This window comes from Streptacidiphilus albus JL83, assembly GCF_000744705.1.
GTDB lineage: Bacteria > Actinomycetota > Actinomycetes > Streptomycetales > Streptomycetaceae > Streptacidiphilus > Streptacidiphilus albus.
Genome location: NZ_JQML01000001.1, coordinates 2702956 through 2725841, shown reverse-complemented (window position 1 = coordinate 2725841; position 22886 = coordinate 2702956). Strand labels below are relative to the sequence as shown.

Here is a 22886-nt window from a genome sequence, read left to right as displayed (position 1 = left end):
GCGGGCCGCCGCAGAGCTTCTGGGCACCCCTTCCGGCCTGCGCCGCTGTCCCGGGTGGGCTGGTTTGACCCACAGGCTCGCGGTCCGTAGCCTTGACCCTCGGCGTGCTTTGCATTCTGTACTGTCACGCCCCGCTCCTGAGCACATCCCTCCCGAGCCTCGCGCCCGGGGGAGGCCCCTTGCCGTTTCGTTGCGGGGAGGCTGGCGTCAGGAGCTCCGACCGAGTTGAGAGTGGGTTCGCGGTGTACGCGATCGTGCGTAGCGGCGGTCGGCAGCACAAGGTTGCTGTCGGCGATGTTTTCGAGTCCGACAAGGTTGACGCCAAGGTCGGCGAGACCGTGGAGCTTTCGACGATCCTCATCGTCGACGGTGACGCGGTCACCAGCGACCCGTGGGTCCTGGCCGGTGTGAAGGTTCGCGCCGAGGTGGTCGACCACCACAAGGGCGAGAAGATCAACATCATGAAGTACAAGAACAAGACCGGTTACCGCAAGCGCATGGGCCACCGTCAGCGCCACACCGCGCTCCGCGTGACCAGCATCGACTCGGCGAAGTAAGGGGAGGCGGAAATGGCTCACAAGAAGGGCGCAAGCTCTACTCGTAACGGTCGTGACTCGAACGCTCAGCGCCTCGGCGTCAAGCGTTTCGGCGGCCAGAAGGTCAACGCCGGCGAGATCCTCGTCCGCCAGCGCGGCACCCACTTCCACCCGGGTTCCGGCGTCGGCCGTGGCGGCGACGACACCCTGTTCGCGCTCAACGCCGGTGCGGTCGAGTTCGGCACCCACCGTGGCCGTCGCGTCGTGAACATCGTCCCGGTCGCCTGATCCAGGCGGACCGCAGGACCTGTTCGGAGTGACCAGCACGAGCTGGAACAGCGTGTGACAACGTGACATCGAGGGTGGATCGGAACATTCCGGTCCACCCTCGGTGTTTCTGGACAAGAACAGCCGAGTACCCCCCTAACGAAAGGCACCGCACCATGACCACCTTCGTGGACCGCGTCGAGTTGCATGTCGCCGCGGGTAACGGAGGCCATGGCTGCGCCTCCGTGCACCGGGAGAAGTTCAAGCCGCTGGGCGGTCCCGACGGCGGCAACGGCGGCCGGGGCGGCGACGTCACCCTGGTCGTCGACCCGCAGGTGACCACCCTGCTGGACTACCACCACACCCCGCACCGCCGGGCCGGCAACGGCAAGCCGGGCGCGGGCGACCACCGCACCGGCGGCGAGGGCTTCGACCTCGTGCTGCCGGTGCCGGACGGCACCGTCGTCCTCGGCAAGGACGGCGAGGTCCTGGCCGACCTGGTCGGCAACGGCACCAGCTTCGTGGTCGCGGCCGGGGGCCGGGGCGGTCTGGGCAACTCCTCGCTGGCCTCCGCCCGCCGCAAGGCCCCCGGCTTCGCGCTGCTGGGCGAGCCCGGCGACGACCGCGACATCGTGCTGGAGCTCAAGTCCGTCGCCGACGTCGCCCTGGTGGGCTACCCGAGCGCCGGCAAGTCCTCGCTGATCTCGGTGCTGTCCGCAGCCAAGCCGAAGATCGCGGACTACCCCTTCACCACCCTGATCCCCAACCTGGGCGTGGTCACCGCCGGCGACATCGTCTACACCATCGCCGACGTCCCCGGACTGATCCCCGGCGCCAGCCAGGGCAAGGGCCTCGGGCTCGAATTCCTGCGCCATGTCGAGCGCTGCTCGGTGCTGGTGCACGTGCTGGACTGCGCGACGCTGGAGAACGACCGCGACCCGCTGTCCGACCTGGACATGATCGAGGCCGAACTCGCCCAGTACGGCGGCCTGGAGGACCGGCCGCGGCTGGTCGCGCTGAACAAGACCGACATCCCCGACGGCCAGGACCTCGCCGACATCACCCGCTCCTCGCTGGAGGAGCGCGGCTACGAGGTCTTCGACGTCTCCGCGACCTCCCGCAAGGGCCTGCGCGAGCTGAGCTTCGCCCTCGCCCGGATCGTCACCGAGGCCCGCGCCGCCAAGCCGGTCGAGGAGGCCACCCGGATCGTGCTGCGGCCGACCGCCGTGGACGACGCCGGCTTCACCGTCGAGTACGACGCGGCCGAGGAGCTGTACCGGATCATCGGCAGCAAGCCCGAGCGCTGGATCAAGCAGACCGACTTCTCCAACGACGAGGCCGTCGGCTACCTCGCCGACCGGCTGGCCCGGCTCGGGGTCGAGGTCGCCCTGGCCAAGGCCGGCGCCAAGGAGGGCGACACCGTCGTCATCGGCGCCTCCGAGAACGCCGTGGTCTTCGACTGGGAGCCGAGCATGGCGGCCGGCGCCGAGATGCTCGGCCGACGCGGCGAGGACCACCGGATGGAGTCGCCGCGCGACGCCGTCACCCGCAAGCGCCAGCGCGAGCTGATCCGGGACGACGCGGCGACCGAGTACGCCCGCTTCGACCCGATGCCCCGCCGCGAGATCGAACCCGACGAGGACTTCTGAGCATGACCGTGTCCCACCACGCCCACCCCCTGCCCGAGGGCGTCCTGCCCAAGGCCGAGCTGCACCTCCACATCGAGGGGACGCTCGAACCCGAGCTGGCGTTCGCGCTGGCCGAGCGCAACGGCATCGACCTGCCCTACGCCACCCCGGAGGAGCTGCGCAGCGCCTATGCGTTCAGCGACCTCCAGTCCTTCCTGAACCTGTACTACCAGCTCACCGACGTGCTGCGGACCGAGCAGGACTTCACCGACCTGGCCGAGGCGTACCTGGTGCGCGCCGCCGCGCAGGGGGTGCGGCACGCGGAGATCTTCTTCGACCCGCAGGCCCACACCGGGCGCGGCGTCGATCTGGGCACCGTCGTCCTCGGGCTGTCCCGGGCGCTGGAGACCAGTCGGGAGCGGCACGGCCTGTCGACCGGTCTGATCCTCAGCTTCCTCCGGGACCTCCCGGCCGAGGACGCGCTGAAGACCCTGGCCGACGCCGCCCCGTACCTGCACCTGATCTCGGCCGTCGGCCTGGACTCGGCCGAGGTCGGCCACCCGCCGGCCAAGTTCGCCGAGGTCTACGCGGCGGCGAAGGAGGCCGGGCTGCGGCTGGTCGCCCATGCCGGCGAGGAGGGCCCGCCCGCCTACATCGCCGAGGCGCTGGACCTGCTCGGCGTGGAGCGGATCGACCACGGCATCCGCTGCATGGAGGACCCGGAGCTGGTCGCGCGGCTGGTGGCGGAGCAGGTCCCGCTCACCGTCTGCCCGTTCTCCAACGTCCGGCTGCGCTGCGTGGACCGGCTGGAGGACCACCCGCTGCCGGCCATGCTGGAGGCCGGGCTGCTGGTCACCGTCAACTCGGACGACCCCTCGTACTTCGGCGGGTACGTCGAGGACAACTACCGGGGCCTGCGGCAGGCGCTCGGGCTGACGGACGATCAGCTGCGGCGGCTGGCCCGCAACTCCTTCCTGGCGTCCTTCGTCGACGACGCCCGCCGGGCGGAGCTGCTGGCCGAGCTGGACGCGAACCAGTAGCACGGCACGGCACCGGGCGGGCGGCGTCCGCAGGCTGAGTCCTGCGGACGCCGCCCGCCCACTTCGCGTACATTGCTGCGCGGTGCGGCAACGTGCGGGGATCGGCAACGGAGCTCGGGAGGGGCGCAGTGACAGGCAGCCTGCGGGAGGACGTGCTCGGCGCACGCCGGATCGTCGTCAAGGTGGGGTCCTCCTCACTGACCACGGCGTCGGGTGGGCTGGACGCCGACCGCGTCGACGCCCTGGTGGACGTGCTGGCCAAGGCGTACGACGGCCACCGGGAGGTGGTGCTGGTCTCCTCCGGCGCCATCGCCGCCGGACTGGCCCCGCTCGGCCTGGAGCAGCGCCCCCGGGACCTGGCCCGGCAGCAGGCCGCCGCCAGCGTCGGCCAGGGCCTGCTGATGGCCCGTTACACCGCCTCCTTCGCCCGCTACGGGCTGCGGGTCGGCCAGGTGCTGCTGACCGCCGAGGACGCCAGCCGCCGGGTCCACTACCGCAACGCCTTCCGCACCCTGGAGCAGCTGCTGGTGATGGGCGCGGTGCCGGTCGTCAACGAGAACGACACGGTCGCCACCGCCGAGATCAAGTTCGGTGACAACGACCGGCTGGCGGCGCTGGTCGCCCATCTGGTCCGGGCCGACCTGCTGGTCCTGCTCTCGGACGTGGACGGCCTGTACGACGGCGACCCGAGCAAGCCCGGCACCAGCAGGATCGCCGAGGTGCACGGCCCGGCCGACCTGGACGGAGTGGTCATCGGCAGCGCCGGCAAGGCCGGGGTGGGCACCGGCGGGATGGTGACCAAGGTCGAGGCGGCGCGGATCGCCACCGGCGCCGGCATCCCGGTGGTGCTGACGGCGGCGCGGTTCGCGGCCGACGCGCTGGCCGGCCGGGAGACCGGGACGCTGTTCCACCGCACCGGGCGCCGCTCGACCGACCGGCTGTTGTGGCTCGAACACGCGAGTGCGCCCCGGGGCGCACTCCGGCTCGACGCCGGCGCAGTGGCCGCCGTGGTGCAGCGTCACAGCTCACTGCTGCCGGCCGGGGTCACCGGCGTCCAGGGAGAGTTCGTTCCCGGAGATCCGGTCGACCTTCTTGATGAAAACGGCAACATCATCGCGCGCGGGCTGGTCAACTTTGATGTGCGGGAGCTTCCCCAACTCCTGGGGCGGTCAACGCGGGACCTGGCACGGGAGTTGGGCCCCGCGTACGAGCGCGAGGTGGTGCACCGGGACGACCTGGTGGTGCTGCCCTCCGCGTCCGACCGGCGCTGACCGGCGCGTCCGGCGGCGATGCGGCCCGGACGGTGCAGTCAGACGACCATCACCGACAGCGAGGAGGCCGGCAGTGGTGCGCAGGCGCCAGGGTGCGCGACCCTCGGGGACCGCGGATCCGGTACTCACGAGCATCGAAGGGGGCGCGTCGCGCAGACCCTCCGCCCCCCAAGCAGAACAACGCGCTCCCTATCCCCGGAGCACCCCGCCGCCCTCCCACCGGGACGAGGGCGGAGAGCCGGGCCGGCTGTGGCACGTCGTGCTGAGCGTCGCCGGCCGGGCCACGCCGCTGGCGGAGCTGAAGCGCGGACTCGAACAGTTGGCCCACGATCACACCCCCTTCATGACCGCCCGCTATGCCGCCGACCACGGTGAGATCCGGTACTGGGAGCAGGCCGAGGACCTGCAGGACGCGGCGGCGATGGCGCTGCGGCTCTGGGGTGAGCACAAGGCCACCGCCAAGCTGCCGCCCTGGGAGGTGGTCGGCCTGGAGGTGGTCGACCGGCGCACCTACCACCAGCGGATCGCCGAGGGCTACGGCGAGTCCCCGGCCTTCGTCGGCGGAGTCCACCCGTTCTGAGCGGCGCCCCCGTTCCGAACGGCGCCGCCGACCGGTCCGGTTGCCGGACGGACCGGAACTCCCCGCACCGGACGGATTACGCTTGCCGCCATGAGCAGCTCTCCGGACCCCGCCGCCAGCCCCTCGAACTCCGCGTCGTCGACTGAGAACCCGTCGGACGGCGCGCCGCTGACCGAGTTCCCCTCGCCCAGCCTGCCGTCGCCGCTGCCGCAGTCCCCGGTGCTGCTGGCCGCCTACCGGGCCAAGGCCGCCGCCGCCGAGCTGGGACCGCTGCCGCGGACGCCGAAGGACGAGGCGCTGCTCGCCATCGCCGACGCGCTGGTGGTCCGCACCCGCGAGATCGTCGAGGCGAACGCGGTGGACGTGGCGAAGGCGCGGGAGGCCGGTACCGCCGAGTCGGTGATCGACCGGCTGACGCTGAACCGCGAGCGGGTCGCCGCCATCGCCGCCGATGTGCGGCACGTGGCCGGGCTGCCCGACCCGGTCGGCGAGGTGGTCCGCGGCTCCACCCTGCCCAACGGTCTCGACCTGCGCCAGGTGCGGGTGCCGCTGGGCGTGGTCGGCATCATCTACGAGGCCCGGCCCAATGTGACCGTGGACGCGGCGGCGCTCTGCCTGAAGTCCGGCAACGCGGTGCTGCTGCGCGGCTCGGCCTCGGCGTACGCGTCCAACCAGAAGCTGGTGGAGGTGCTCCGGGACGCGGTCGGCGGCGCGGGGCTGCCGGCCGACTGCATCCAGCTGGTCCCGGGGGAGAGCCGGGACTCGGTCCAGGAGCTGATGCGGGCGCGCGGCATGGTCGACGTGCTGATCCCGCGCGGGGGCGCCTCGCTGATCCGGACGGTGGTCGAGCAGTCCACCGTGCCGGTGATCGAGACCGGCACCGGCAACTGCCATGTCTACGTCGACGCCGAGGCCGATCTGGCGGTGGCGGTGGAGATCCTGGTGAACTCCAAGGCCTCCCGCCCCAGCGTCTGCAACTCGGCGGAGACGCTGCTGGTGCACCAGGACATCGCCGAGGAGTTCCTGCCGCTGGCGCTGGCGGCGCTGGCCGAGGCGGGGGTGACCGTCCACGGCGACGAGCGGGTGCAGGCGGTGGCCGAGGCCTCGGGCTCCAAGGCCGTGGTGGTGCCCGCGACCACCGAGGACTGGGAGACCGAGTACCTCTCCTACGACATCGCCGCCGGAGTGGTGGACTCGATGGACGCGGCCGTGGCCCACATCCGGATGTGGTCCTCCGGCCACACCGAGGCGATCGTGACGACCTCTCAGGCCGCCGCCCGCCGTTTCACCCGGGTGGTCGACGCGGCGGCGGTGATGGTGAACGCCTCCACCCGGTTCACCGACGGCAGCCAGTTCGGCTTCGGCGCGGAGATCGGCATCTCCACCCAGAAGCTGCACGCCCGTGGTCCCATGGGCCTGCCGGAGCTGACCTCGACCAAGTACATCGTCACCGGCGACGGGCACGTGCGCGGCTGACCGCCCGCCACGACACCCGTTCGACCGGCGGCGCGGGGACGCGGAGCCACAGACAAAAGCGCTCTTGCGGCATTAGGCTGCTTTGTGTACCCGAGGCAGCTTTGCCGAGAGATGCGGGGGCTCCGTGTATTCCGAAGGCTTTGACGCCGGCAGCGCCAACCACGGTGGCGGCGCGGACGACGAGTTCGCAACCCTGGTCCTCGACGAGCGCTTCGTCCGCGCCGCGCTGATCCACGAGCCCTCGGCCCGGGAGCGCCAGGCGGCGCTGCTGGACGCGGCCGGCTTCGGCAGCGCCTACCCCCGGGGCTCGCGCCGTCCGCGCTCGCGCGGACCGTTCGGCCGGGGCCGGCACCAGGCGGCCCCGCTCCGCTGGCAGCGGACGGTGGCACAGGTGATGCTGGTGGTCCTCGGCATGCTGGCGATGCTGGTGGCCGCCGCCGCGGTCTACCGGGGCGGCGGCACCGAGCGGCAGCCGGGCCAGTCGCCGGCCTCGACCGCGTCCACTTCTTCGGGGTCCACCGCTTCGGGGTCCACCGCTGCGGACCCGTCCGCCGGGCGTGCCTCGGCCGTGCGGACCGCCTCCGCGAGCGGGGCGGCCGCCGTGGCCGTTCCCGCGGGGGCAGCGGCAGTGCAGGGCTGACGGACCGTCGGCAGTCTGCGGTGGCCATGGCATTTGTCTGGTTTATTATGACTTGGTGTGATTTTCCGCTCACTGCTGTTCGAATTTCCGGATGACCAAGGTCAAATCCGGGAGAGAACTTGGCCCGTGGGGGCTCTCCACGACACCCGGGGCGAATTACCCTTGAGGTATGGGTGGCCGGGCAGAGCCCCCGGAGGGTGCGCCCGAGGGCGATTCCGGGGGAGAGGACGAAATCCGACCCGTCGTGTTCGACGAGTCGTTCGTCCGTGCTGCCCGGATCCAGGAGCTCTCGGCCCAGGAGCGGATGTCCTCGGGCACCCGGCCGGTCCGTCGGCGCGGCCTGCGGACGGGCGGCCTGCCGCGGCAGGCGCTGGCGCTGATGCTGCTGGTCTCCATGGCCTTCGCCGCCGCCGTCTACCTGGGCACCCGGCATCCCTACCCGGAGGCGGTCGCCGGGACCACGCCGCTGAGCATCACGGTGATCCCGCTGCAGCCCGGAGCCGGGGGCATCCCCACGGCTGCCAGCTCGGCGGCCGCCTCGGCCGCCGGCGCCCCGGCGGCCGGCTCGCCCGCCGCATCCGCGTCCGCCTCCGCCTCCGCGTCCGCCTCGGGTTCGGCGTCCGCGACGGCCTCGGCGACCCCGACGACCTCGGGTTCGGCCTCCCCGTCGGCCTCCGCCTCGGTGGCCCCGGGCCCCTTCGCCGGGACGCCGCTGGAGGACTACGCGGTGGGCATCTCCGGGATGCAGGTGCCGGTGCCCCGGCACACCGCGGACTTCAGCCACGACCAGGTGCTGCACGCGATGAACACCGTGCTCACCTACCTCCAGGCGTCCTCGCTGGACCCGCAGGTGCTCACGGGCGCCGACACCGGCTCGGTGCGCGACCTGCTGGCCCCCAGTCAGACCGCGCAGTTCGACGCCAGCCTGGCCCACCCGCAGGACGACCAGCAGCACGACGTGACCGGCTGGCTGGTCCGTTTCGACCCCAGCAAGGTGCGGCTGGCCGCGCCGGACGACGTCCGGGTCCAGGGCACGCTCACCTACCAGGAGGTCTCCCCGGGGACGCTGGAGGTGACCAGCGACCACACCTTCGTCTACGCGCTGACCGAGATCCCGGCCGCGACCCCGACGCCCGCGCCCGGGGCGTCGGGCACCCCGTCGGCGAGTGCGTCGGCGACCCCGGCGGCGGGTGCGAGCAGCGTCTCCGCCGCGCAGCCGCCGACCATCCTGTTCACCGTCCGCCGGGAGCTGCGCTACCGCTTCACCCTGGCCGACCTCAACGCCAACCAGCTGGAGATCATCGACTCGGTGGTGCAGGCCGGGCCGATGTCCTGCGACGCCGACGTCAGCTCCTACCTCCAGCCGCTGTTCCCGGCGGCGGTCGCCCCGGTGGTCCCGGGCCGGCACACCGGGAGCTCGGCACCGACCACCCCGATCGGGCCGGAGCCCGCCACCACGGCACCGAGCGTCGACCCGTTCGACCACACCCGCCCCGCCTGGGCGGTGTGCGGTGTGATGACCGGGCCGACGCTCTGAGTACTGCCGGAAGCCGAACGGGACCGAGTCGGGTCAGCTGCCGTTGCTCGGCGGGGTGGAGTCGGTCGGGCCGTCCTGGCCCTCGGCATCGGCGGCGGGCTGGTCCGCCGGGGCGCTGGTGCGGCCCGCGAAGACGTCCCGGAGCTTGCCGCCGAGGTCGCCCGCGCCGCCGGCGACGTCCCGGATCAGGCCCATCAGCGGGTCCTTGGTGTCCTTGAAGGACTGGGCGTAGGAGTCGGCCGCCGCCTTCACGTTGTCGGACACCGAGGCGTCCGAGTCGGTGTCCCGGCGCGGGTAGGCCCCGGCCATGATCGAGCTGTACTCCTCGCCCTCCGACCACTGCTTGATCTGGCGCACCCGCACCGCCACGAAGGGGTGGGTCTGCGGCAGCACCTGGAGCAGCTTGATGACGCTGTCCCGGAGGTCGCCGGCCTTGTCGTACTCCTCGGCCTGCTCCAGCATGGCGTCGGTGTTCATCTCGTGCAGGTGGTGCCCGCCGGCCAGCTTCATCAGGGCGCGCATGGACGCCTGCGGGTCCTGGCCGACCAGCAGCCCGGCCCGGTCGCAGGAGATCTCCGCCTTGCGGAACCACTCCTTGAGCGCGGTGATGACCGCCAGGATGGCGATGTTGCCCAGCGGCACCCAGGCGATCTTGGCGGCGATGTTGGTGAGGATCAGCAGCATCGTCCGGTAGAGGGCGTGGCCCGACATGGCGTGCGCCACCTCGTGGCCGATCACCGAGCGCATCTCCTCCTCGTCGAGCAGCTCGACCAGGGAGGTGGTGACCACGATCACCGGGGCGTCCATGCCGATGCACATGGCGTTCGGGACCGGGTCCTGGGTGACGTAGAGCGGCGGGACCTTCTCCAGGTCCAGGGTGTAGGCGGCGTCCCGGACCATCTCGTGGAGGTGGGAGAACTGCCGCTCGGAGGCCCGCACCGCGGAGGCCAGGAACATCAGCCGGACGGCGCGCTCGGAGACCATGCCGCCGAGCTTCTTGAGGATCTCGTCGAATCCGCTGAGCTTGCGCAGCGCCACCAACGCGGAGCGGTCGGCGGGGTGCTCCCAGGCCCGGGTGGAGATGCCGGGAAAGCGCTTGCGGGTGCGGCTCGGCACGTTGCTGTCACTGGGTTCGGTCATCTGACTGCTTTCCTCCCGATCGGTGGCGGACCCCGGGCGTTGTCACCGCCCCCCGCCGTCCTTGTCTCTACCGCTCGTCCCCTAGTCGGACACAGTACGCCCGACCCCTGTCGGCCAACCCGCGATCCCGGCGACGGATCCTGAACCGGGTCGGTCTACGCTGAGCTGTCCGGAGTTGTTCTCCCGAGGAGTCATGCCCCCATGCGCACCACTACCGCACTGCAGCAGCTTGCCGCGATCTCCGACGGTTCGGGTCCGGGCATGTTCCTGCGCACCATCGTGATCATCTCGGTCGTCGGCGTCGTGCTGATGGCGTTCTTCCTGCTGCGCGGCTACCGGGACTGAGCCGCCGGCCTTCCTGACCCACTTCGGAGCACACGTGCAGTCAGACGCGTGGAGCCGCCGCGCGGTTGCTGCGGGGCTCCCCGTAGCATGAGCACGATTGATCGGCACCCAACACGCCTCCGAGTCAGAAGGTCCCCCTACCGATGAGCCTGCACACTGTCGCGCCCGGCCTCTCCTCCCTGCTGGCCGAGGGCCCCGACGCCCACCACAGCCTGAACCCGATCTTCACCGGCGGCAGCGCCCTGGTGATCTTCCTGATCCTGCTGTTCCTGGTGACCCGCTTCAACAAGGACCGCTAGAGCGCCGACGTCGACCCCGGCCGTGCCGCACACCCCCTCGTACGGCCGGGACGTTCGAACCACGTACGGATCACGTACAGTGACGGGTCATGGAGCAGCAGGCTGAATCCGCGGAAGCGCCGGTGAAGAAGCGCCTCGGGGTGATGGGCGGGACTTTCGACCCGATCCACCACGGGCACCTGGTTGCCGCGAGCGAGGTGGTGAGCCAGTTCCACCTGGACGAGGTGGTGTTCGTACCCACCGGTCAGCCGTGGCAGAAGGACCGGCGGCCGGTCTCGCCCGCCGAGGACCGCTATCTGATGACGGTCGTCGCCACCATGTCCAACCCGCAGTTCTCGGTCAGCCGGATCGACATCGACCGCAAGGGCCCGACCTACACCACGGACACCCTCCGGGAGCTCCGGGCCCTGCACGCCGACGCGGACCTCTTCTTCATCACCGGCGCCGACGCCCTCTCGCAGATCTTCTCCTGGCGGAACGCCGAGGAGCTCTTCGACCTCGCGCACTTCATCGGCGTGACCCGGCCCGGGCACACGCTGACCGACCCCGGCTTCCCGGCGGGCGGCGTCTCCCTGGTCGAAGTGCCCGCGCTGGCCATCTCCTCGACCGACTGCCGGCTCCGGGTCTCCCGGGGCGAGCCGGTCTGGTACCTGGTGCCGGACGAGGTGGTGCGCTACATCGACAAGCGCAAGCTCTACCGCGACCTCGACCTCGACGCGGCGGGGCCCGGCGGCAACCAGCACGAGTTCGGCGAGCGACCAGGGATGGGAGCGGCGTGAGCGGCACCGATGGGGAGCAGTACCCGGCCCAGGACCCGGCGGAGTACTGGCAGCAGCACCCGGAGCAGCAGCCCCCCTACGGGCAGAGCGGCTACGCGCCGCAGCCGGACCAGTACGGCGGGCAGCAGTACGCCAAGCAGTACGACCAGTACGGGCAGCCGCAGTACGACCAGCAGCAGTACGACCAGTCGCAGTACGGCCAGTCGCAGTACGGCCAGCAGCAGGCGCAGCAGGCGCCGCAGGGCTACGCGCCGCAGCCGGAGCAGTACGGCGGGCAGCAGTACGCCCAGCAGTACGACCAGTACGGGCAGCAGCAGTACGCCCAGCCGGCCGGCTACGAGTACCAGCAGCCCTACGCCGCGCCGGAGCCCGCTCCCTACGGCTACGAGTACGACCAGTGGCAGGGCCCGGCGCCGGTGCCGGGCCAGGTCGGCGGGGCCGACGCCGCCCCGAACCGCTACACCCCGGCCTACCAGCCCGCCGAGCCCGCCGCGCCGACCGCGCCGGTCGCGCCGACCCGGACCGCCCCGGCCCCGGCTCCGATTCCGGCCCCGGCCCCGGCCGGGCGCCGGGGCGCCGCGCCTTCCCCGGCCGCGTCCGCGTTCCCCTCGGAGTCCGTTCCGCAGCAGCGCGGCCCGAAGCCGCGTCCGGAGGGGGGCGCCGACGGCCAGGCGCGCGGCTACGACAACGAGGAGTTCACCTTCGTCGACGACGCGGAGGAGTCCGAGGACGTCATCGACTGGATGAACTTCAGCGAGACCCGGGGCGAGCGCCGCGACGAGCGCCGCCGGACCATCCGGCTCCGGCTGATCGCGCTGGGCGTGGTCCTGGTGCTGGCGGTCGGCGGCGGGTTCGGCTACCTGTGGGCCAGCGGACGGCTCGGCGGCTCCTCCGGGGTGGTCGCCGCGTCCACCACCCGTGAGGTCATCGCCGTCCACCTGCACGACACCGACAAGAACGTCTACACCGCGCTGCTGGTCTCCGACCCGGGCTCGGGCGGCAAGGCGGGCCAGGGCGCGACCCTGCTCATTCCCGGCAACCTGGCGATCGCCACGGAGGGCAGCGGCGGGACGGTGCCGCTGGCCGCCAATGTCGACAGCCAGGGCAACCAGGCGATCCGGACCAGTCTGAACAGCATGCTGGGCAGCAACATCACGGCCAGCTGGAGCCTCTACACGCCCTTCCTCCAGCTGCTGGTGGACAAGGTCGGCGGCATCACCGTCGACGCGAACACCAGCATCAGCCAGGGCGGCAAGGTGCTCGTCCCGGCCGGCAGCTCCACCCTGAACGGCGCGGCGGCCATCGCCTACGCCACCTACCAGGCCAAGGGCGAGCCGGACAGCGCCCTGATGACCCGCTACGGCCAGGTGCTGGCGGCGCTGGTCGAGGCCATGCCCACGGACCCGACCCAGGCCGCCGCCGACATCACCGCCATGGGCGAGGTGGCCGACCCCTCGCTGCCGGACTCCACCCTCGGCGCGCTGATGGCGACCCTGTCCGCCGACGCCAACGCGGGGAACTACCAGACCGAGTCGCTGCCGGTGACCTCGCAGGGCGCCCTCGGCTCGACCGCTCCGACCGTGGTCAAGCAGCTGCTCGGCGGCGCGGTGACCGGCGGGGCCGGGGTCACCGTCGCCCGGGTCGGGCTGGTGAACGCCTCCGGCGTCGCCAACAACACCGCCCTGGCCGAGGCGGCCGTGGTGAACAGCGGCTTCACCCAGGTGCCGGGCGCCACCACCGCGGCCACCCAGGCCACCTCCACGATCAGCTACACCGACCCGGCCCGGGCCGACGACGCCCAGCAGCTGGCCGAGGACCTGGGGCTGCCGGCCACGGCCGTGAGGAAGGTCACCACCTCCCAGTCGGTGGACCTGCTGGTCGTCCTGGGCAAGGACTACCACCAGGACTGACCTGCGCCACCTGCGCCGACCGGCCGGCTGTCGCGACAGCCCGCTCCCGTGCCCCCGGAAAGGGCAGAGCGGGCTGTCCGCCGTTCATGAGATCCTGGAGGGTACCCGCGTCCCCGAACCGAGAGCACCCCGTGACTGCAACCGACCACGCCGTCGAGCTCGTCAACACCGCCGCCCAGGCGGCGGCCGACAAGCTGGCCCACAACATCATCGCCTTCGACGTCAGTGATGCCCTGGCCATCACCGACGCCTTCGTCGTCGCCTCCGCGCCCAACGACCGTCAGGTCAAGGCCATCGCGGACGCCATCGAGGAGCAGCTCCAGAAGGAGCACGGAGTCAAGCCGGTGCGCCGCGAGGGCGAGCGCGAGGGCCGCTGGATCCTGCTCGACTTCCTGGACATCGTCGTCCATGTCCAGCACTCCGAGGAGCGCTCCTACTACGGCCTGGAGCGGCTCTGGAAGGACTGCCCGGAGCTGTCGCTGCCGGCCGACGCCGTGGCCAGCCGCAACCGGCCGGACGATGAGGTCTTCGTCCGCGAGCCCAACGAGTTCGACCACGTGGAGGCCGTCCTGCAGGCCGAGGCCGATCGGAGCCTTCGCTGAACGGGACACCATTCCGCGGCCGGCGGATCGTCTTCTGGCGGCACGGCCAGACCGCGTGGAACCTGGAGGGACGCTTCCAGGGCAGCACCGACATCCCGCTGACGGAGGACGGCCTGGCCCAGGCCCGGCGCTCGGCCCGGCTGCTGGCCGCGCTGCGCCCGGACAGCCTGGTCTCCTCCGATCTGCAGCGGACGGCGGCCACGGCCGCCGCGCTGGCGGCGGTGACCGGCCTGGAGGTGACCCACGACTCCGGGCTCCGGGAGACCTACGCGGGGGTCTGGCAGGGGCTCACCAACACGGAGATCCAGGAGCGCTACCCCGAGGAGTACCGGCTGTGGCGGCTCGGCGAGCCGGTCCGCCGGGGCGGTGGCGAGCTGAACACCGAGGTCGCCGACCGCGCCGTGCCGGTGGTCCTGGACGCCGTGAAGGCGCTGCCGGACAACGGCACCGTGGTGGTGGTCAGCCACGGCGGCACCATCCGGATGGCCATCGGCCGACTGCTGGGGCTGGACCCGTACCACTGGGAGGCCCTGGCCGGGCTGTCCAACTGCTGCTGGTCGGTGCTGGGCGAGGGGGCGCGGGGCTGGCGGCTGCAGGAGCACAACGCGGGCACGCTGCCCGAGCCGGTGCTCGGCGACGACGTCTGAAGCCCGCACTGCGGCGGTGCGGGGGAGTGGCGCAGGGGCCGGATTTCGCAGTTCGGCCCCCCTGCCGCTAAAGTCTTCCTCGTTCGGACAACAGCTTTTCGGAGTTGGTGTGCGGGACACGCGGGGCTGTAGCTCAGTTGGTAGAGCGCTTGCATGGCATGCAAGAGGTCCGGGGTTCAATTCCCCGTAGCTCCACGCAGGAGAGTTCGACGCAGGACAAGTGAACAGCACGGGGCTGTAGCTCAGTTGGTAGAGCGCTTGCATGGCATGCAAGAGGTCCGGGGTTCAATTCCCCGTAGCTCCACAGTAGGAAGGGACCGCCCCTCGGGGCGGTCCCTTCTGCGTTCGGCCCCCGTGCCCGGCCGGCTCAGTGGGCCGCCGCATGGGCTTCGCACACGCAGCTGGCCGGCAGGTCCGGCTCGGCCAGCAGCCGGGCCATGGCCTCGCGGCGCGACCATCAGCGGCAGCTGCTCGGCGCAGTTGGCGAAGGCGTTGCAGCGCTCGGGCACGGTGACGCTGGCCCACAGGGTGTTCCGCAGCGGCGCGTCCGGCCGGGTCAGCCCGGGGAACAGGGCGGCACAGGCGTCGTTCCAGCGCAGGACGTCGTAGCGGGCATTGCTGACCGCGGCCGGCAGCGGGCTCAGCGCGTCCAGGATGACCTGCATCGCCGGCGAGACCGGGCAGCCGGCGTGCGGCCGGACCGCCACCGTGCCCGGGTAGCGGCGAACCGCCCGCCCGGAGCTCGGGGGAGCTCCGTCCCGCCGCCGACCTCGCAGGTCGGAGGCGGGACGGGGCGGAACAAGTGATTGGTGGGGCGGGTCGGGGACCGTGTAGAGTGGAGCATGTCGCCGCGGGGAACCGCAGCATGACACGGGGCTGTAGCTCAGTTGGTAGAGCGCTTGCATGGCATGCAAGAGGTCCGGGGTTCAATTCCCCGTAGCTCCACATTCGACAGGGATCCCGTCCGGTAGCGCTCCGGACGGGATCCTTCGCGTTTCCCGGCCCTACGGCCGGCGGTCGACCTGTTCGAGGAAGGCCAGGACCCGGGAGAAGAGGGTCTCGGCGGCCTCCGGGTGGTACTCCTCGGGCAGCCCCGGGTCGGTGAACAGGTGCCCGGAGACCGGGTACTCGAAGAACTCGTAGCCGGAGCCCGAGGCCAGCACCTCGGCCTCGAAGGCGTCGAGGTAGTGCTGCTCGTCGCGGAAGGGGTCCTCGGCCGCGTAGTGGACCTGCACCGGCAGGTCCGCGGGCCAGGCGCCCTGGACGTCCAGCGCCTCCAGCGGGAGGGCCGCGTGCAGCAGCACCACGGCGCGGGCGCCGGGCCTGGTCGCGGCCAGCAGCTCGGCGGAGCAGCCGCCGTTGGAGAAGCCGGCGTAGACCAGGGCCTCGGGGAGCTCCGCGACCGCCGCCCGGGTGCGGGCCGCCAGCTCGGCGAAGCCGCCGTTCGACTTCACCCAGGCCATGGCGGTCGGGTAGTCGTCGAAGACCTCCCCGTCGTAGAGGTCGGGGGTGTGCACGGTGTGCCCGGCGGCGCGCAGCCGCTCGGCGGCGTCGGCGACCCCGGCCCGCAGGCCCAGCACCGAGTGGAACAGGATGATTTCTGCCATGGGGCAGGTCTAGCACCCGGGTCCGACAATCGGGCCGACCGAGTACCCGTACTCATGTGCCCGCCGGACCGCGGCGCGAGGATGGCCGCATGCTCAGCGACCTCGCCCAGCGCCTCGTGCCCGCCCTCGGCCGGCTCGACGTCACCGCCGACGACCCGGACGGCCTCGCGCCCGGCACCATCGTCGCCGCCAACCACAGCTCGCTGATCGACCCCGGGCTGGTGCTGGCCGCGCTGGCACGCCGGCAGGTCGACCGGCCGATCGTGCTGGCCGCCGCCGGACTGTGGCGGATCCCGGTGCTCGGCCGGCGGCTCCGGGCCGAGGGCCACATCGCCGTCCGCCGGGGCGACCGCCGGGCCGCGGAGTGCCTGGAGCAGGCGGCCGAGGCACTGGCCCGGGGCCGGATCGTGGTGCTCTACCCGGAGGGCGGGATCCCGGACTGGTCCGACTCGGGCGACCGCGAACCGCGGGACTTCCGCACCGGGGTGGCCCGGCTGGCGCTGGCGACCGGCGCCCCGGTGGTGCCGCTGGGCCAGGCCGGCGCCCGCCGGATCACCTCCGGCAGCCGGCCGAAGCAGGTCGCCGGGCTGCTGACCGCGCCGCTGCGGCGTCCCCGGCTGCACGTCCACCTGGGCGCGCCGGTCCGGCTCAGCGGCTCGCCGGCCGAGGCCGCGGCGCAGGCGCACGAGGCGGTCACCGCGGCCTGGCGCACCGCCGCCGCCCGCACCGGCTCCACTGCCCGCGCCAGTGCCGGCGCGTGCACCCGAACTGATGAATAATCAGCCGATCTCCGGGCCGCCGACGGCGCGGGGCCGGGGAGACCTGTTCTGAGCTGCGCATTCTTCATATGAACGCGCTGCTATCAGAGAGGTGTCCCATGCGTCGCAGCTGGTCACGGCCCAAGGTCGGTACGGCCGCACTTCTGACGGTCCCGCTGCTGCTGGCGGCCGGGGCCGCCGGGCTCCCGGCCCGCGCCGAGTCGCTGTCGGCCCGGGTGGCGCTGCCCGGCACCGTCCCCGGCTGGACGGCGCAGGCGGCGGACCAGGGCGAGGCCGCGTCCGCCGCCCCGATCACCGCCCGGGTGTACCTGGCCGGCCGGGACCGGGCGGGGCTGACCCGGCTCGCGCAGACGGTCTCGGATCCGGCCTCGCCCTCCTACGGCCACTACCTGACCGCCGCCCAGGTCACCCGGCGCTTCGGGGCGACCCGGAAGCAGCAGGCCGCGGTCCGGACCTGGCTGGCCGGCTCCGGCTTCCGGGTGGTCGGCAGCAACGCCCACTACCTGACCGTCCGCGGCGACGCCGACGCCGTGCAGCGGGCCTTCGCGGTCCGGCTGCACAGCTACCGCAAGGGCGGGCACACCTATCTCGCGCCCGCCGCCGAGGCCTCCGCCCCGGCCTCGGTCGCCGCCGACGTGCTGACCGTCACCGGCCTGGACACCGCGCCGCACCTGGCGGCGCACGGCAGCCGCCGCGACGTCCTGCCGGCGCCCACCCCGGCCTTCGTCAACTCCGGCCCGTTCTCCGGCTACTTCGGCGCCAGGCCGGCCACCGGCCTGCCCCCTGCCTACGGCCGGGTCCAGCCGTACGTGGTCAAGGGGCTCGACGCCAAGCAGCTCCGGCACGCCTACGGCGCCGACGCCACCGGACTGACCGGGGCCGATGTCACCGTCGCGATCGTGGACGCCTACGACTCGCCGACGCTCGGCCCGGACACCGCCACCTATGCCGCCGCGCACGGGGACGCCCCTTACCGGGCAACCCAGTTGACCCGGGTCGACCCGGCGGTCTGGACGGACACGGTCGATCCCAGCGACAAGTTCCCGGGCGGCTGCGGGGCCTCGGGCTGGTACGGCGAGCAGACCCTGGACGTGGAGGCGGTGCACGGGGTCGCCCCGGACGCGGACCTGGTCTACGTCGGCGCCTCCTCCTGCCAGGACGCGGACCTGATGGACGCTCTGAACAAGGTGGTCGACGGCAGGCTCGCCGACATCGTCAGCGACTCCTGGGGGGACACCGAGAGCGCGACCGACTCGTCCATGGACGCGGCCTACGACCAGACCTTCATGCGCGGTGCGGTGGAGGGGATCGGCTTCTACTTCTCCAGCGGCGACGACGGCGACAACCTCGCCGCGAGCGGGACCAGGACGGTGGGTTCGCCGGTTTCACTACCGTGGGTGACCGCCGTCGGCGGGACCTCGCTGGCGCTGGACAAGAACGGCGCCTACCGCTTCGAGACCGGCTGGGGGACGGACAGCTCCCCGCTGTCGGCGGACGGCCGCAGCTGGGGCCCGCTGCCGGGCACCTTCCTGGGCGGCGGTGGCGGCGGCACCAGCAGCCGGGTGCCCGAGCCGGTCTACCAGTACCCGGTCGTCCCGAACGCCCTGGCCGAGGCCAACGGTGGCCGGAAGCGGGTGGTTCCCGACGTCGCCGCGGTGGCGGACAGCGGCACCGGATTCCTGGTCGGGCAGACCCAGACCTGGCCGGACGGCAGCACCCGCTACGGCGAGTTCCGCGAGGGCGGGACCAGCGTCGCCTGCCCGGTGTTCGCGGCCATCCAGGCCTTGGCGCAGCAGGCCCTGGGGCTGCCGCTGGGCTTCGCCAACCCGGCCGTCTACGAGCGCTACGGCACCGCCGCCTTCCATGACGTGACCGACCACCCGCTGGGCGCCGCAACGCAGTTGGCGCAGGTCCGAGCGGACTACCACGACGGCGTCGACCCGGCCTACGGGATCGACACCAGCCTGCGCACCATGGGGCACGACTCCTCGCTCAGGGCGACCCAGGGGTTCGACGACGTGACCGGGGTGGGCTCGCCGGCGCCCGGCTACCTGGCCTCCTACCGGCCTGGATTCACCGGTTTCCAGGGCCGGGGCGGACGCCCGGCCGGCGCCCGGCGCCCGTGACGCCCCGGCGGCGGGCGGTCGGCCGCGCCACCGTCCGTCGCCGGGCCCGCGGGTGACTGAAAGTGATCGATGGTGATCGGCGATCACCATCTCAGTTTCATGACGTAATAACCACCATCTCTTCACAAGGCAGGTAGCGGTAATGTCGGACAAAGACCGTCAAAACCCCCGGCAGGCCCGACGACAATAGCGGACGTACTCAGTTAAAAGAGTCAAGTGCCGTGCTTTTGCTGTCGCTTGACTTTCAAACACGGCTGAGCAGACTCTTACTCACCGCTGGACCCAGCCTGGCGACCCTTACCACCGCACTTGTCGTCAGCATCGGTCAGAACCGCGAGGATTTCGCGTGCGACCGGTCAGCGCTCATCCAACGTCGACCCTGTCGCGGAGAGCTCATGCGCTTCCCCACGCCCACAGAACCGGTGGACGGCATACTGTCGTCCCGCGTCGGTTCCCCCGATCCAGAGCGGCACGCGCAGGCGACCGTCGCCGTGGTCGGTCTCGGCTATGTGGGCCTGCCCACCGCCTTGGCCCTGCTCGCCGCAGGGAACGAGGTGATCGGACTCGACGTCAGCAGTGCTCGCCTGGAAGCCATTCGGCGGCGCGAGGTCGACCTGCTGCCGAGCGACCACGAACGGCTCGCCGAGCACCTCGACGGCCGGATCCTCACCCTGACCGACGACCCGGCCGAACTCGCCCGGGCAGCCACCGTGATCATCTGCGTGCCCACGCCGGTCGACCGCCACCAGGTCCCCGACCTCACCGCCATGGCCGGCGCCTGCGCCACCGCCGTCGCCCACGCGGTCCCCGGCCAGCTGCTGGTGCTCACCTCCACCACCTATGTCGGCACCACCGGGGACCTGCTGGTCAAGCCGCTGGCCGCACGCGGGCTGGTGGTCGGCGAGGACGTCTTCGTCGCCTTCTCCCCGGAGCGGATCGACCCCGGCAACGCGCACCACACGCAGGACAGCACCCCTCGGGTCGTGGGCGGCGCGGGGGCGCTCTCGGCCGGACTCGCTGCCGCCGTGCTGCGCCGCACCGCGCCCTCGGTCCACGAGCTGTCCTCGCCCGAGGACGCCGAGATGACCAAGCTCTGGGAGAACACCTTCCGGGCCGTCAACATCGCGCTCGCCAACGAGTTCGCCGAGGACTGCCGCGGTCTGGGCCTGGACCCGCTGCCGATCATCGGCGCCGCGGCGACCAAGCCCTACGGCTTCATGCCCTTCTACCCCGGCCCCGGCGTCGGCGGCCACTGCATCCCCTGCGACCCGCACTACCTGCTCTGGCAGCTGCGGGCCAAGCGGATCTCCTCGCCGCTCATCGACGCGGCCATGACCGCGATCGCCACCCGTCCGCGCAAGGTCGTCGGCCGGGTCCGCGAACTGCTCTCCGAGCGCAGCCTCAGCGTGTCCGGCGCCCGGATCCTGGTCATCGGCGTGGCCTACAAGCCGGGCGTGGCCGACCTGCGCGAATCGCCTGCCCTGGAGATCATCGAGGAGTTGGCCGCGGAAGGCGCCAAGGTCGGCTTCGTCGACGCGCTGGTGCCCTCGCTGCGCCTCGGCGACGAGGTCCTCCGCAGCGAGAGCGCCCCCGAGCGCGGCGACTGGGACCTGGTCCTGGTGCACACCGTCCACGCCGGGACCGACCTCGGCTGGCTGGCCGACCACTCCAACGTCCTGGACGCCACCTACCGCCTCGACTCGTTCCCGGCGAGGGCCATCCTGTGACCGAGGGAACGCACGACGCACAGTGGCCGCCGGAGCCGTACCGGCCGACCGAGCCGTACCCGCCGGCCGACTCCTACCGGCCGCTGGGCAGCTACGAACCGCTCGGCAACCACGAAGCCCAGGGCGGCTACGAGACCCAGGCCGGCTACCAACCGCAGTACGGCCAGGAAGCCCGGGGCGGTTACGAGCCGCCCGTCGTCGAGGACCCGTTCGCCGGCTACCAGCCGCTGGCCCCGCGTCAGCCCTCGGCCGGTGACCAGCCGCGGACGGCCTACGAGCCCTACCGGCCCTACCGCCCGTACGCGGACCAGCAGTCGGCCGAGCCCTACGGCCACCCGCAGGAACCGGCCTTCGCCGGCGCCGCGTTGGCCGGCGCCGCCGCCTTCGACGGTGCCGCCGGGTACGACGGCGGCGTGACCGCGACCGCGACGCTGCCGCGCCCGGCCGGACCCGCCTTCCGTCCCGCGCCGCCGCCGCTCCCGCCGCTGCGCTCCGCGGTGAAGCGGCCGCCGGGTCCGCTGCGGCGCGTCCTGGACCGGATGCACCCGTCCGTCCGGCACGCCACCCGCCGGGTGCTGACCCTGCTCTGCCTGCTCCCGCTGCTGCTGATCCTGGCCCGGGAGGCCCCCAGGCTGGAGCAGAGCCCGCTGGTGCTGGGCTACGGCTTCACCGTCCTGGTCGGCACCATATCCATGCTCTTCATCGCGTACAGCCGCTATGACGACCCGTCCGAGCGGACGCTGCGCAAGCGCCCGCGCGACCTGGCGGAGTTCCCCCCGGTGGCCACGGCCACTCCCCGGGTGAGCTTCCTGCTGGCGGTCAAGGACGAGGTCGACGTCATCGAGGAGTGCGTGCGCTCGATGGCCCTGGGGGACTACCGGAACACCCAGATCATCGTGGTGGACGACCTCTCCGAGGACGGCACCCGGGACGTGCTGCGCCGGATGGAGGGGGAGCTCGGGATCACCGTGCTCTACCTGGAGAAGAACCTCGGCAAGAAGCACGCCCTGGTCAAGGCCTGCGAGATCGCCGACGGCGAGATCATCGCGTTCACCGACTCCGACTGCATCCTGGCCCCCGACGCGCTCTCCCGCTGTGTCGAGGCCCTGGTCGCGCACCCGGAGCTGGGCGCGGTCAGCGGCCACGCCCGGGCGCTCAACGCCGGCGACACCATGTTCACCAAGATGCAGGACGTCTGGTACGAGGGACAGTTCCGGGTGGCCAAGGCGGCCGAGTCCACCTTCGGCTCGGTCACCTGCGTCTCCGGGCCGCTGGCGGTGTTCCGCCGCGAGGCGATCTACAACTACCTGCCCGCCTGGGCCGGTGACCGGTTCATGGGCGCGCCCTTCCGCTTCGCCACCGACCGCCAGCTCACCGGCTACGTGCTGGGCCAGCGCTGGCGCGGCAAGGGCCTGAAGAAGCAGTACGCCGACTCGCCCTTCGTCACCGCGCAGGACTACCCCGAGCGCAAGTGGCGGATCGGCTACGTCCAGTCGGCCAAGGTGTGGACCAATGTCCCGGCCAGGTTCCGGCCGTTCATGAAGCAGCAGATCCGCTGGAAGAAGAGCTTCATCCGGAACATGTTCTTCACCGGCTCCTTCATGTGGCGGCGCGGCCCCGGCCCCGCCCTGCTCTACTACGGCCACGCGCTCTGGGTGGTCGCCGCACCGATCATGGCGTTCCGTCACATCATCTGGGCGCCCGCCAACGGCGCGGCCTTCCTGACCCTGCTGTACCTGTGCGGCGTGGTCCTCAAGGGCTGCGTCTGGGGGCTGGCCTTCAAGGTCGACAATCCCGGGGACACCCGCTGGCGCTACCGGCCGCTGATGAGCCTGCTCTCCTCGCTGCTGCTGGCCTGGCTGCTGCCCTACTCCTTCGCGACCATCCGGCGCGGCGTCTGGTCGAGGAGCGCCACCTGATGAAGGCCCTGCGTGCCGTGGGGCGGCTGCT

The 22886-nt window shown here is 72.2% G+C and carries 21 protein-coding genes, 3 tRNA genes and 1 pseudogene; 22 read left to right on the top strand and 3 right to left on the bottom strand.

Features of this window, described 5'->3' with window-relative positions; genetic code table 11:
- Window positions 1–242: 242 nt before the first annotated feature.
- The 9 genes from rplU to BS75_RS11805 all read left to right on the top strand — a co-directional run bounded on the left by rplU (window position 243) and on the right by BS75_RS11805 (window position 8975).
- Complete coding sequence (rplU, locus tag BS75_RS11845) at window positions 243–557, top strand: 50S ribosomal protein L21 (protein WP_034088197.1); 315 nt, start codon at window positions 243–245, stop codon at window positions 555–557.
- Between the two features lie 12 nt (window positions 558–569).
- A complete protein-coding gene (gene rpmA / locus BS75_RS11840) occupies window positions 570–824 on the top strand; it encodes a 50S ribosomal protein L27 (RefSeq protein ID WP_030250668.1) in 255 nt (84 codons plus the stop codon).
- A 155-nt stretch (window positions 825–979) separates the two neighbouring features.
- On the top strand, window positions 980–2452 hold the full coding sequence (obgE, locus tag BS75_RS11835) for a GTPase ObgE (RefSeq protein ID WP_042436906.1): 1473 nt from the start codon (window positions 980–982) through the stop codon (window positions 2450–2452).
- A 2-nt stretch (window positions 2453–2454) separates the two neighbouring features.
- A complete protein-coding gene (locus BS75_RS11830; protein ID WP_042436908.1) occupies window positions 2455–3471 on the top strand; it encodes an adenosine deaminase in 1017 nt (338 codons plus the stop codon).
- Window positions 3472–3623: 152 nt separating this feature from the next.
- Entirely contained in the window at window positions 3624–4742 is a 1119-nt protein-coding gene (proB, locus tag BS75_RS11825) for a glutamate 5-kinase (RefSeq protein WP_034092865.1), read from the top strand.
- 73 nt (window positions 4743–4815) lie between these two features.
- Window positions 4816–5322 (top strand): hypothetical protein, encoded by a 507-nt coding sequence (locus BS75_RS11820; RefSeq protein WP_034088196.1) that lies wholly within the window; start codon window positions 4816–4818, stop codon window positions 5320–5322.
- 90 nt (window positions 5323–5412) lie between these two features.
- Window positions 5413–6798, top strand: coding sequence for a glutamate-5-semialdehyde dehydrogenase (locus BS75_RS11815; RefSeq protein WP_081982260.1), 1386 nt, complete (start codon window positions 5413–5415; stop codon window positions 6796–6798).
- Between the two features lie 124 nt (window positions 6799–6922).
- Window positions 6923–7438, top strand: a complete 516-nt coding sequence (locus BS75_RS44185) for an SCO2583/SCO2584 N-terminal domain-containing protein (protein ID WP_052069360.1) — start codon at window positions 6923–6925, stop codon at window positions 7436–7438.
- A gap of 169 nt (window positions 7439–7607) precedes the next feature.
- Window positions 7608–8975 (top strand): SCO2583 family membrane protein, encoded by a 1368-nt coding sequence (locus BS75_RS11805; RefSeq protein WP_152645618.1) that lies wholly within the window; start codon window positions 7608–7610, stop codon window positions 8973–8975.
- 33 nt (window positions 8976–9008) lie between these two features.
- On the opposite strand, the gene BS75_RS11800 is transcribed toward BS75_RS11805, so the two are convergent.
- A complete protein-coding gene (locus BS75_RS11800) occupies window positions 9009–10115 on the bottom strand; it encodes a M48 family metallopeptidase (protein ID WP_034088195.1) in 1107 nt (368 codons plus the stop codon).
- A 201-nt stretch (window positions 10116–10316) separates the two neighbouring features.
- Here BS75_RS11800 and BS75_RS49255 point away from each other — a divergent pair, with 201 nt between their 5' ends.
- The 8 genes from BS75_RS49255 (at window position 10317) to BS75_RS11760 (ending at window position 15001) form a co-directional block, all read left to right on the top strand.
- The gene (locus BS75_RS49255; RefSeq protein ID WP_034088194.1) at window positions 10317–10460 is read left to right on the top strand and encodes a hypothetical protein; all 144 of its coding nucleotides are present in this window, start codon (window positions 10317–10319) and stop codon (window positions 10458–10460) included.
- 143 nt (window positions 10461–10603) lie between these two features.
- Entirely contained in the window at window positions 10604–10759 is a 156-nt protein-coding gene (locus tag BS75_RS49250; RefSeq protein WP_034088193.1) for a hypothetical protein, read from the top strand.
- An 89-nt stretch (window positions 10760–10848) separates the two neighbouring features.
- Complete coding sequence (gene nadD / locus BS75_RS11785) at window positions 10849–11538, top strand: nicotinate-nucleotide adenylyltransferase (RefSeq protein WP_081982259.1); 690 nt, start codon at window positions 10849–10851, stop codon at window positions 11536–11538.
- Window positions 11535–13448 carry an LCP family protein gene (locus BS75_RS44180; protein WP_052069358.1) on the top strand — a complete coding sequence of 638 codons (1914 nt, stop codon included), beginning with the start codon at window positions 11535–11537 and terminating at the stop codon, window positions 13446–13448. The genes nadD and BS75_RS44180 overlap by 4 nt, the downstream gene beginning before the upstream one ends.
- Before the next feature lie 131 nt (window positions 13449–13579).
- Window positions 13580–14050 (top strand): ribosome silencing factor, encoded by a 471-nt coding sequence (gene rsfS, locus BS75_RS11775; RefSeq protein ID WP_042436912.1) that lies wholly within the window; start codon window positions 13580–13582, stop codon window positions 14048–14050.
- Window positions 14047–14697, top strand: coding sequence for a histidine phosphatase family protein (locus tag BS75_RS11770; RefSeq protein ID WP_034088192.1), 651 nt, complete (start codon window positions 14047–14049; stop codon window positions 14695–14697). The genes rsfS and BS75_RS11770 overlap by 4 nt, the downstream gene beginning before the upstream one ends.
- A gap of 122 nt (window positions 14698–14819) precedes the next feature.
- A tRNA-Ala gene (locus tag BS75_RS11765) sits at window positions 14820–14892 on the top strand.
- A gap of 36 nt (window positions 14893–14928) precedes the next feature.
- Window positions 14929–15001, top strand: a tRNA-Ala gene (locus BS75_RS11760).
- A 157-nt stretch (window positions 15002–15158) separates the two neighbouring features.
- On the opposite strand, the pseudogene BS75_RS50215 reads toward BS75_RS11760, so the two are convergent.
- A pseudogene (locus BS75_RS50215) lies at window positions 15159–15362 on the bottom strand (MmyB family transcriptional regulator); the annotation flags it as partial.
- Between the two features lie 207 nt (window positions 15363–15569).
- On the opposite strand from BS75_RS50215, the gene BS75_RS11755 reads away from it, so the two are divergent.
- Window positions 15570–15642: transfer RNA gene (locus tag BS75_RS11755), tRNA-Ala, on the top strand.
- Window positions 15643–15701: 59 nt separating this feature from the next.
- Here BS75_RS11755 and BS75_RS11750 read toward each other — a convergent pair.
- Window positions 15702–16304 carry a dienelactone hydrolase family protein gene (locus BS75_RS11750; RefSeq protein WP_034088191.1) on the bottom strand — a complete coding sequence of 201 codons (603 nt, stop codon included), beginning with the start codon at window positions 16302–16304 and terminating at the stop codon, window positions 15702–15704.
- A gap of 89 nt (window positions 16305–16393) precedes the next feature.
- Between BS75_RS11750 and BS75_RS11745 the strand changes: the two genes are divergently transcribed.
- From BS75_RS11745 to BS75_RS11730, 4 genes are all read left to right on the top strand, one after another.
- On the top strand, window positions 16394–17083 hold the full coding sequence (locus BS75_RS11745) for a lysophospholipid acyltransferase family protein (RefSeq protein ID WP_034088190.1): 690 nt from the start codon (window positions 16394–16396) through the stop codon (window positions 17081–17083).
- Between the two features lie 98 nt (window positions 17084–17181).
- Window positions 17182–19209 (top strand): S53 family peptidase, encoded by a 2028-nt coding sequence (locus BS75_RS11740; protein ID WP_042436915.1) that lies wholly within the window; start codon window positions 17182–17184, stop codon window positions 19207–19209.
- Window positions 19210–19604: 395 nt separating this feature from the next.
- Window positions 19605–20936, top strand: a complete 1332-nt coding sequence (locus BS75_RS11735; RefSeq protein WP_081982258.1) for a nucleotide sugar dehydrogenase — start codon at window positions 19605–19607, stop codon at window positions 20934–20936.
- Window positions 20933–22855, top strand: a complete 1923-nt coding sequence (locus BS75_RS11730; protein WP_408022528.1) for a glycosyltransferase family 2 protein — start codon at window positions 20933–20935, stop codon at window positions 22853–22855. The genes BS75_RS11735 and BS75_RS11730 overlap by 4 nt, the downstream gene beginning before the upstream one ends.
- The last annotated feature ends 31 nt before the right edge of the window (window positions 22856–22886 follow it).

What these genes read in the sequence shown, in the direction of transcription:
- rpmA (WP_030250668.1), top strand. Translation starts at nt 570, where the DNA reads ATGGCTCACAAGAAGGGCGCAAGCTCTACTCGTAACGGTCGTGACTCG.
- nadD (WP_081982259.1), top strand. Translation starts at nt 10,849, where the DNA reads ATGGAGCAGCAGGCTGAATCCGCGGAAGCGCCGGTGAAGAAGCGCCTC.
- BS75_RS11815 (WP_081982260.1), top strand. Translation starts at nt 5,413, where the DNA reads ATGAGCAGCTCTCCGGACCCCGCCGCCAGCCCCTCGAACTCCGCGTCG.
- BS75_RS49250 (WP_034088193.1), top strand. Translation starts at nt 10,604, where the DNA reads ATGAGCCTGCACACTGTCGCGCCCGGCCTCTCCTCCCTGCTGGCCGAG.
- BS75_RS11740 (WP_042436915.1), top strand. Translation starts at nt 17,182, where the DNA reads ATGCGTCGCAGCTGGTCACGGCCCAAGGTCGGTACGGCCGCACTTCTG.
- obgE (WP_042436906.1), top strand. Translation starts at nt 980, where the DNA reads ATGACCACCTTCGTGGACCGCGTCGAGTTGCATGTCGCCGCGGGTAAC.
- BS75_RS49255 (WP_034088194.1), top strand. Translation starts at nt 10,317, where the DNA reads ATGCGCACCACTACCGCACTGCAGCAGCTTGCCGCGATCTCCGACGGT.
- BS75_RS11800 (WP_034088195.1), bottom strand. Translation starts at nt 10,115, where the DNA reads ATGACCGAACCCAGTGACAGCAACGTGCCGAGCCGCACCCGCAAGCGC.
- BS75_RS11745 (WP_034088190.1), top strand. Translation starts at nt 16,394, where the DNA reads ATGCTCAGCGACCTCGCCCAGCGCCTCGTGCCCGCCCTCGGCCGGCTC.
- BS75_RS11750 (WP_034088191.1), bottom strand. Translation starts at nt 16,304, where the DNA reads ATGGCAGAAATCATCCTGTTCCACTCGGTGCTGGGCCTGCGGGCCGGG.
- BS75_RS11830 (WP_042436908.1), top strand. Translation starts at nt 2,455, where the DNA reads ATGACCGTGTCCCACCACGCCCACCCCCTGCCCGAGGGCGTCCTGCCC.
- BS75_RS11735 (WP_081982258.1), top strand. Translation starts at nt 19,605, where the DNA reads ATGCGCTTCCCCACGCCCACAGAACCGGTGGACGGCATACTGTCGTCC.
- BS75_RS11805 (WP_152645618.1), top strand. Translation starts at nt 7,608, where the DNA reads ATGGGTGGCCGGGCAGAGCCCCCGGAGGGTGCGCCCGAGGGCGATTCC.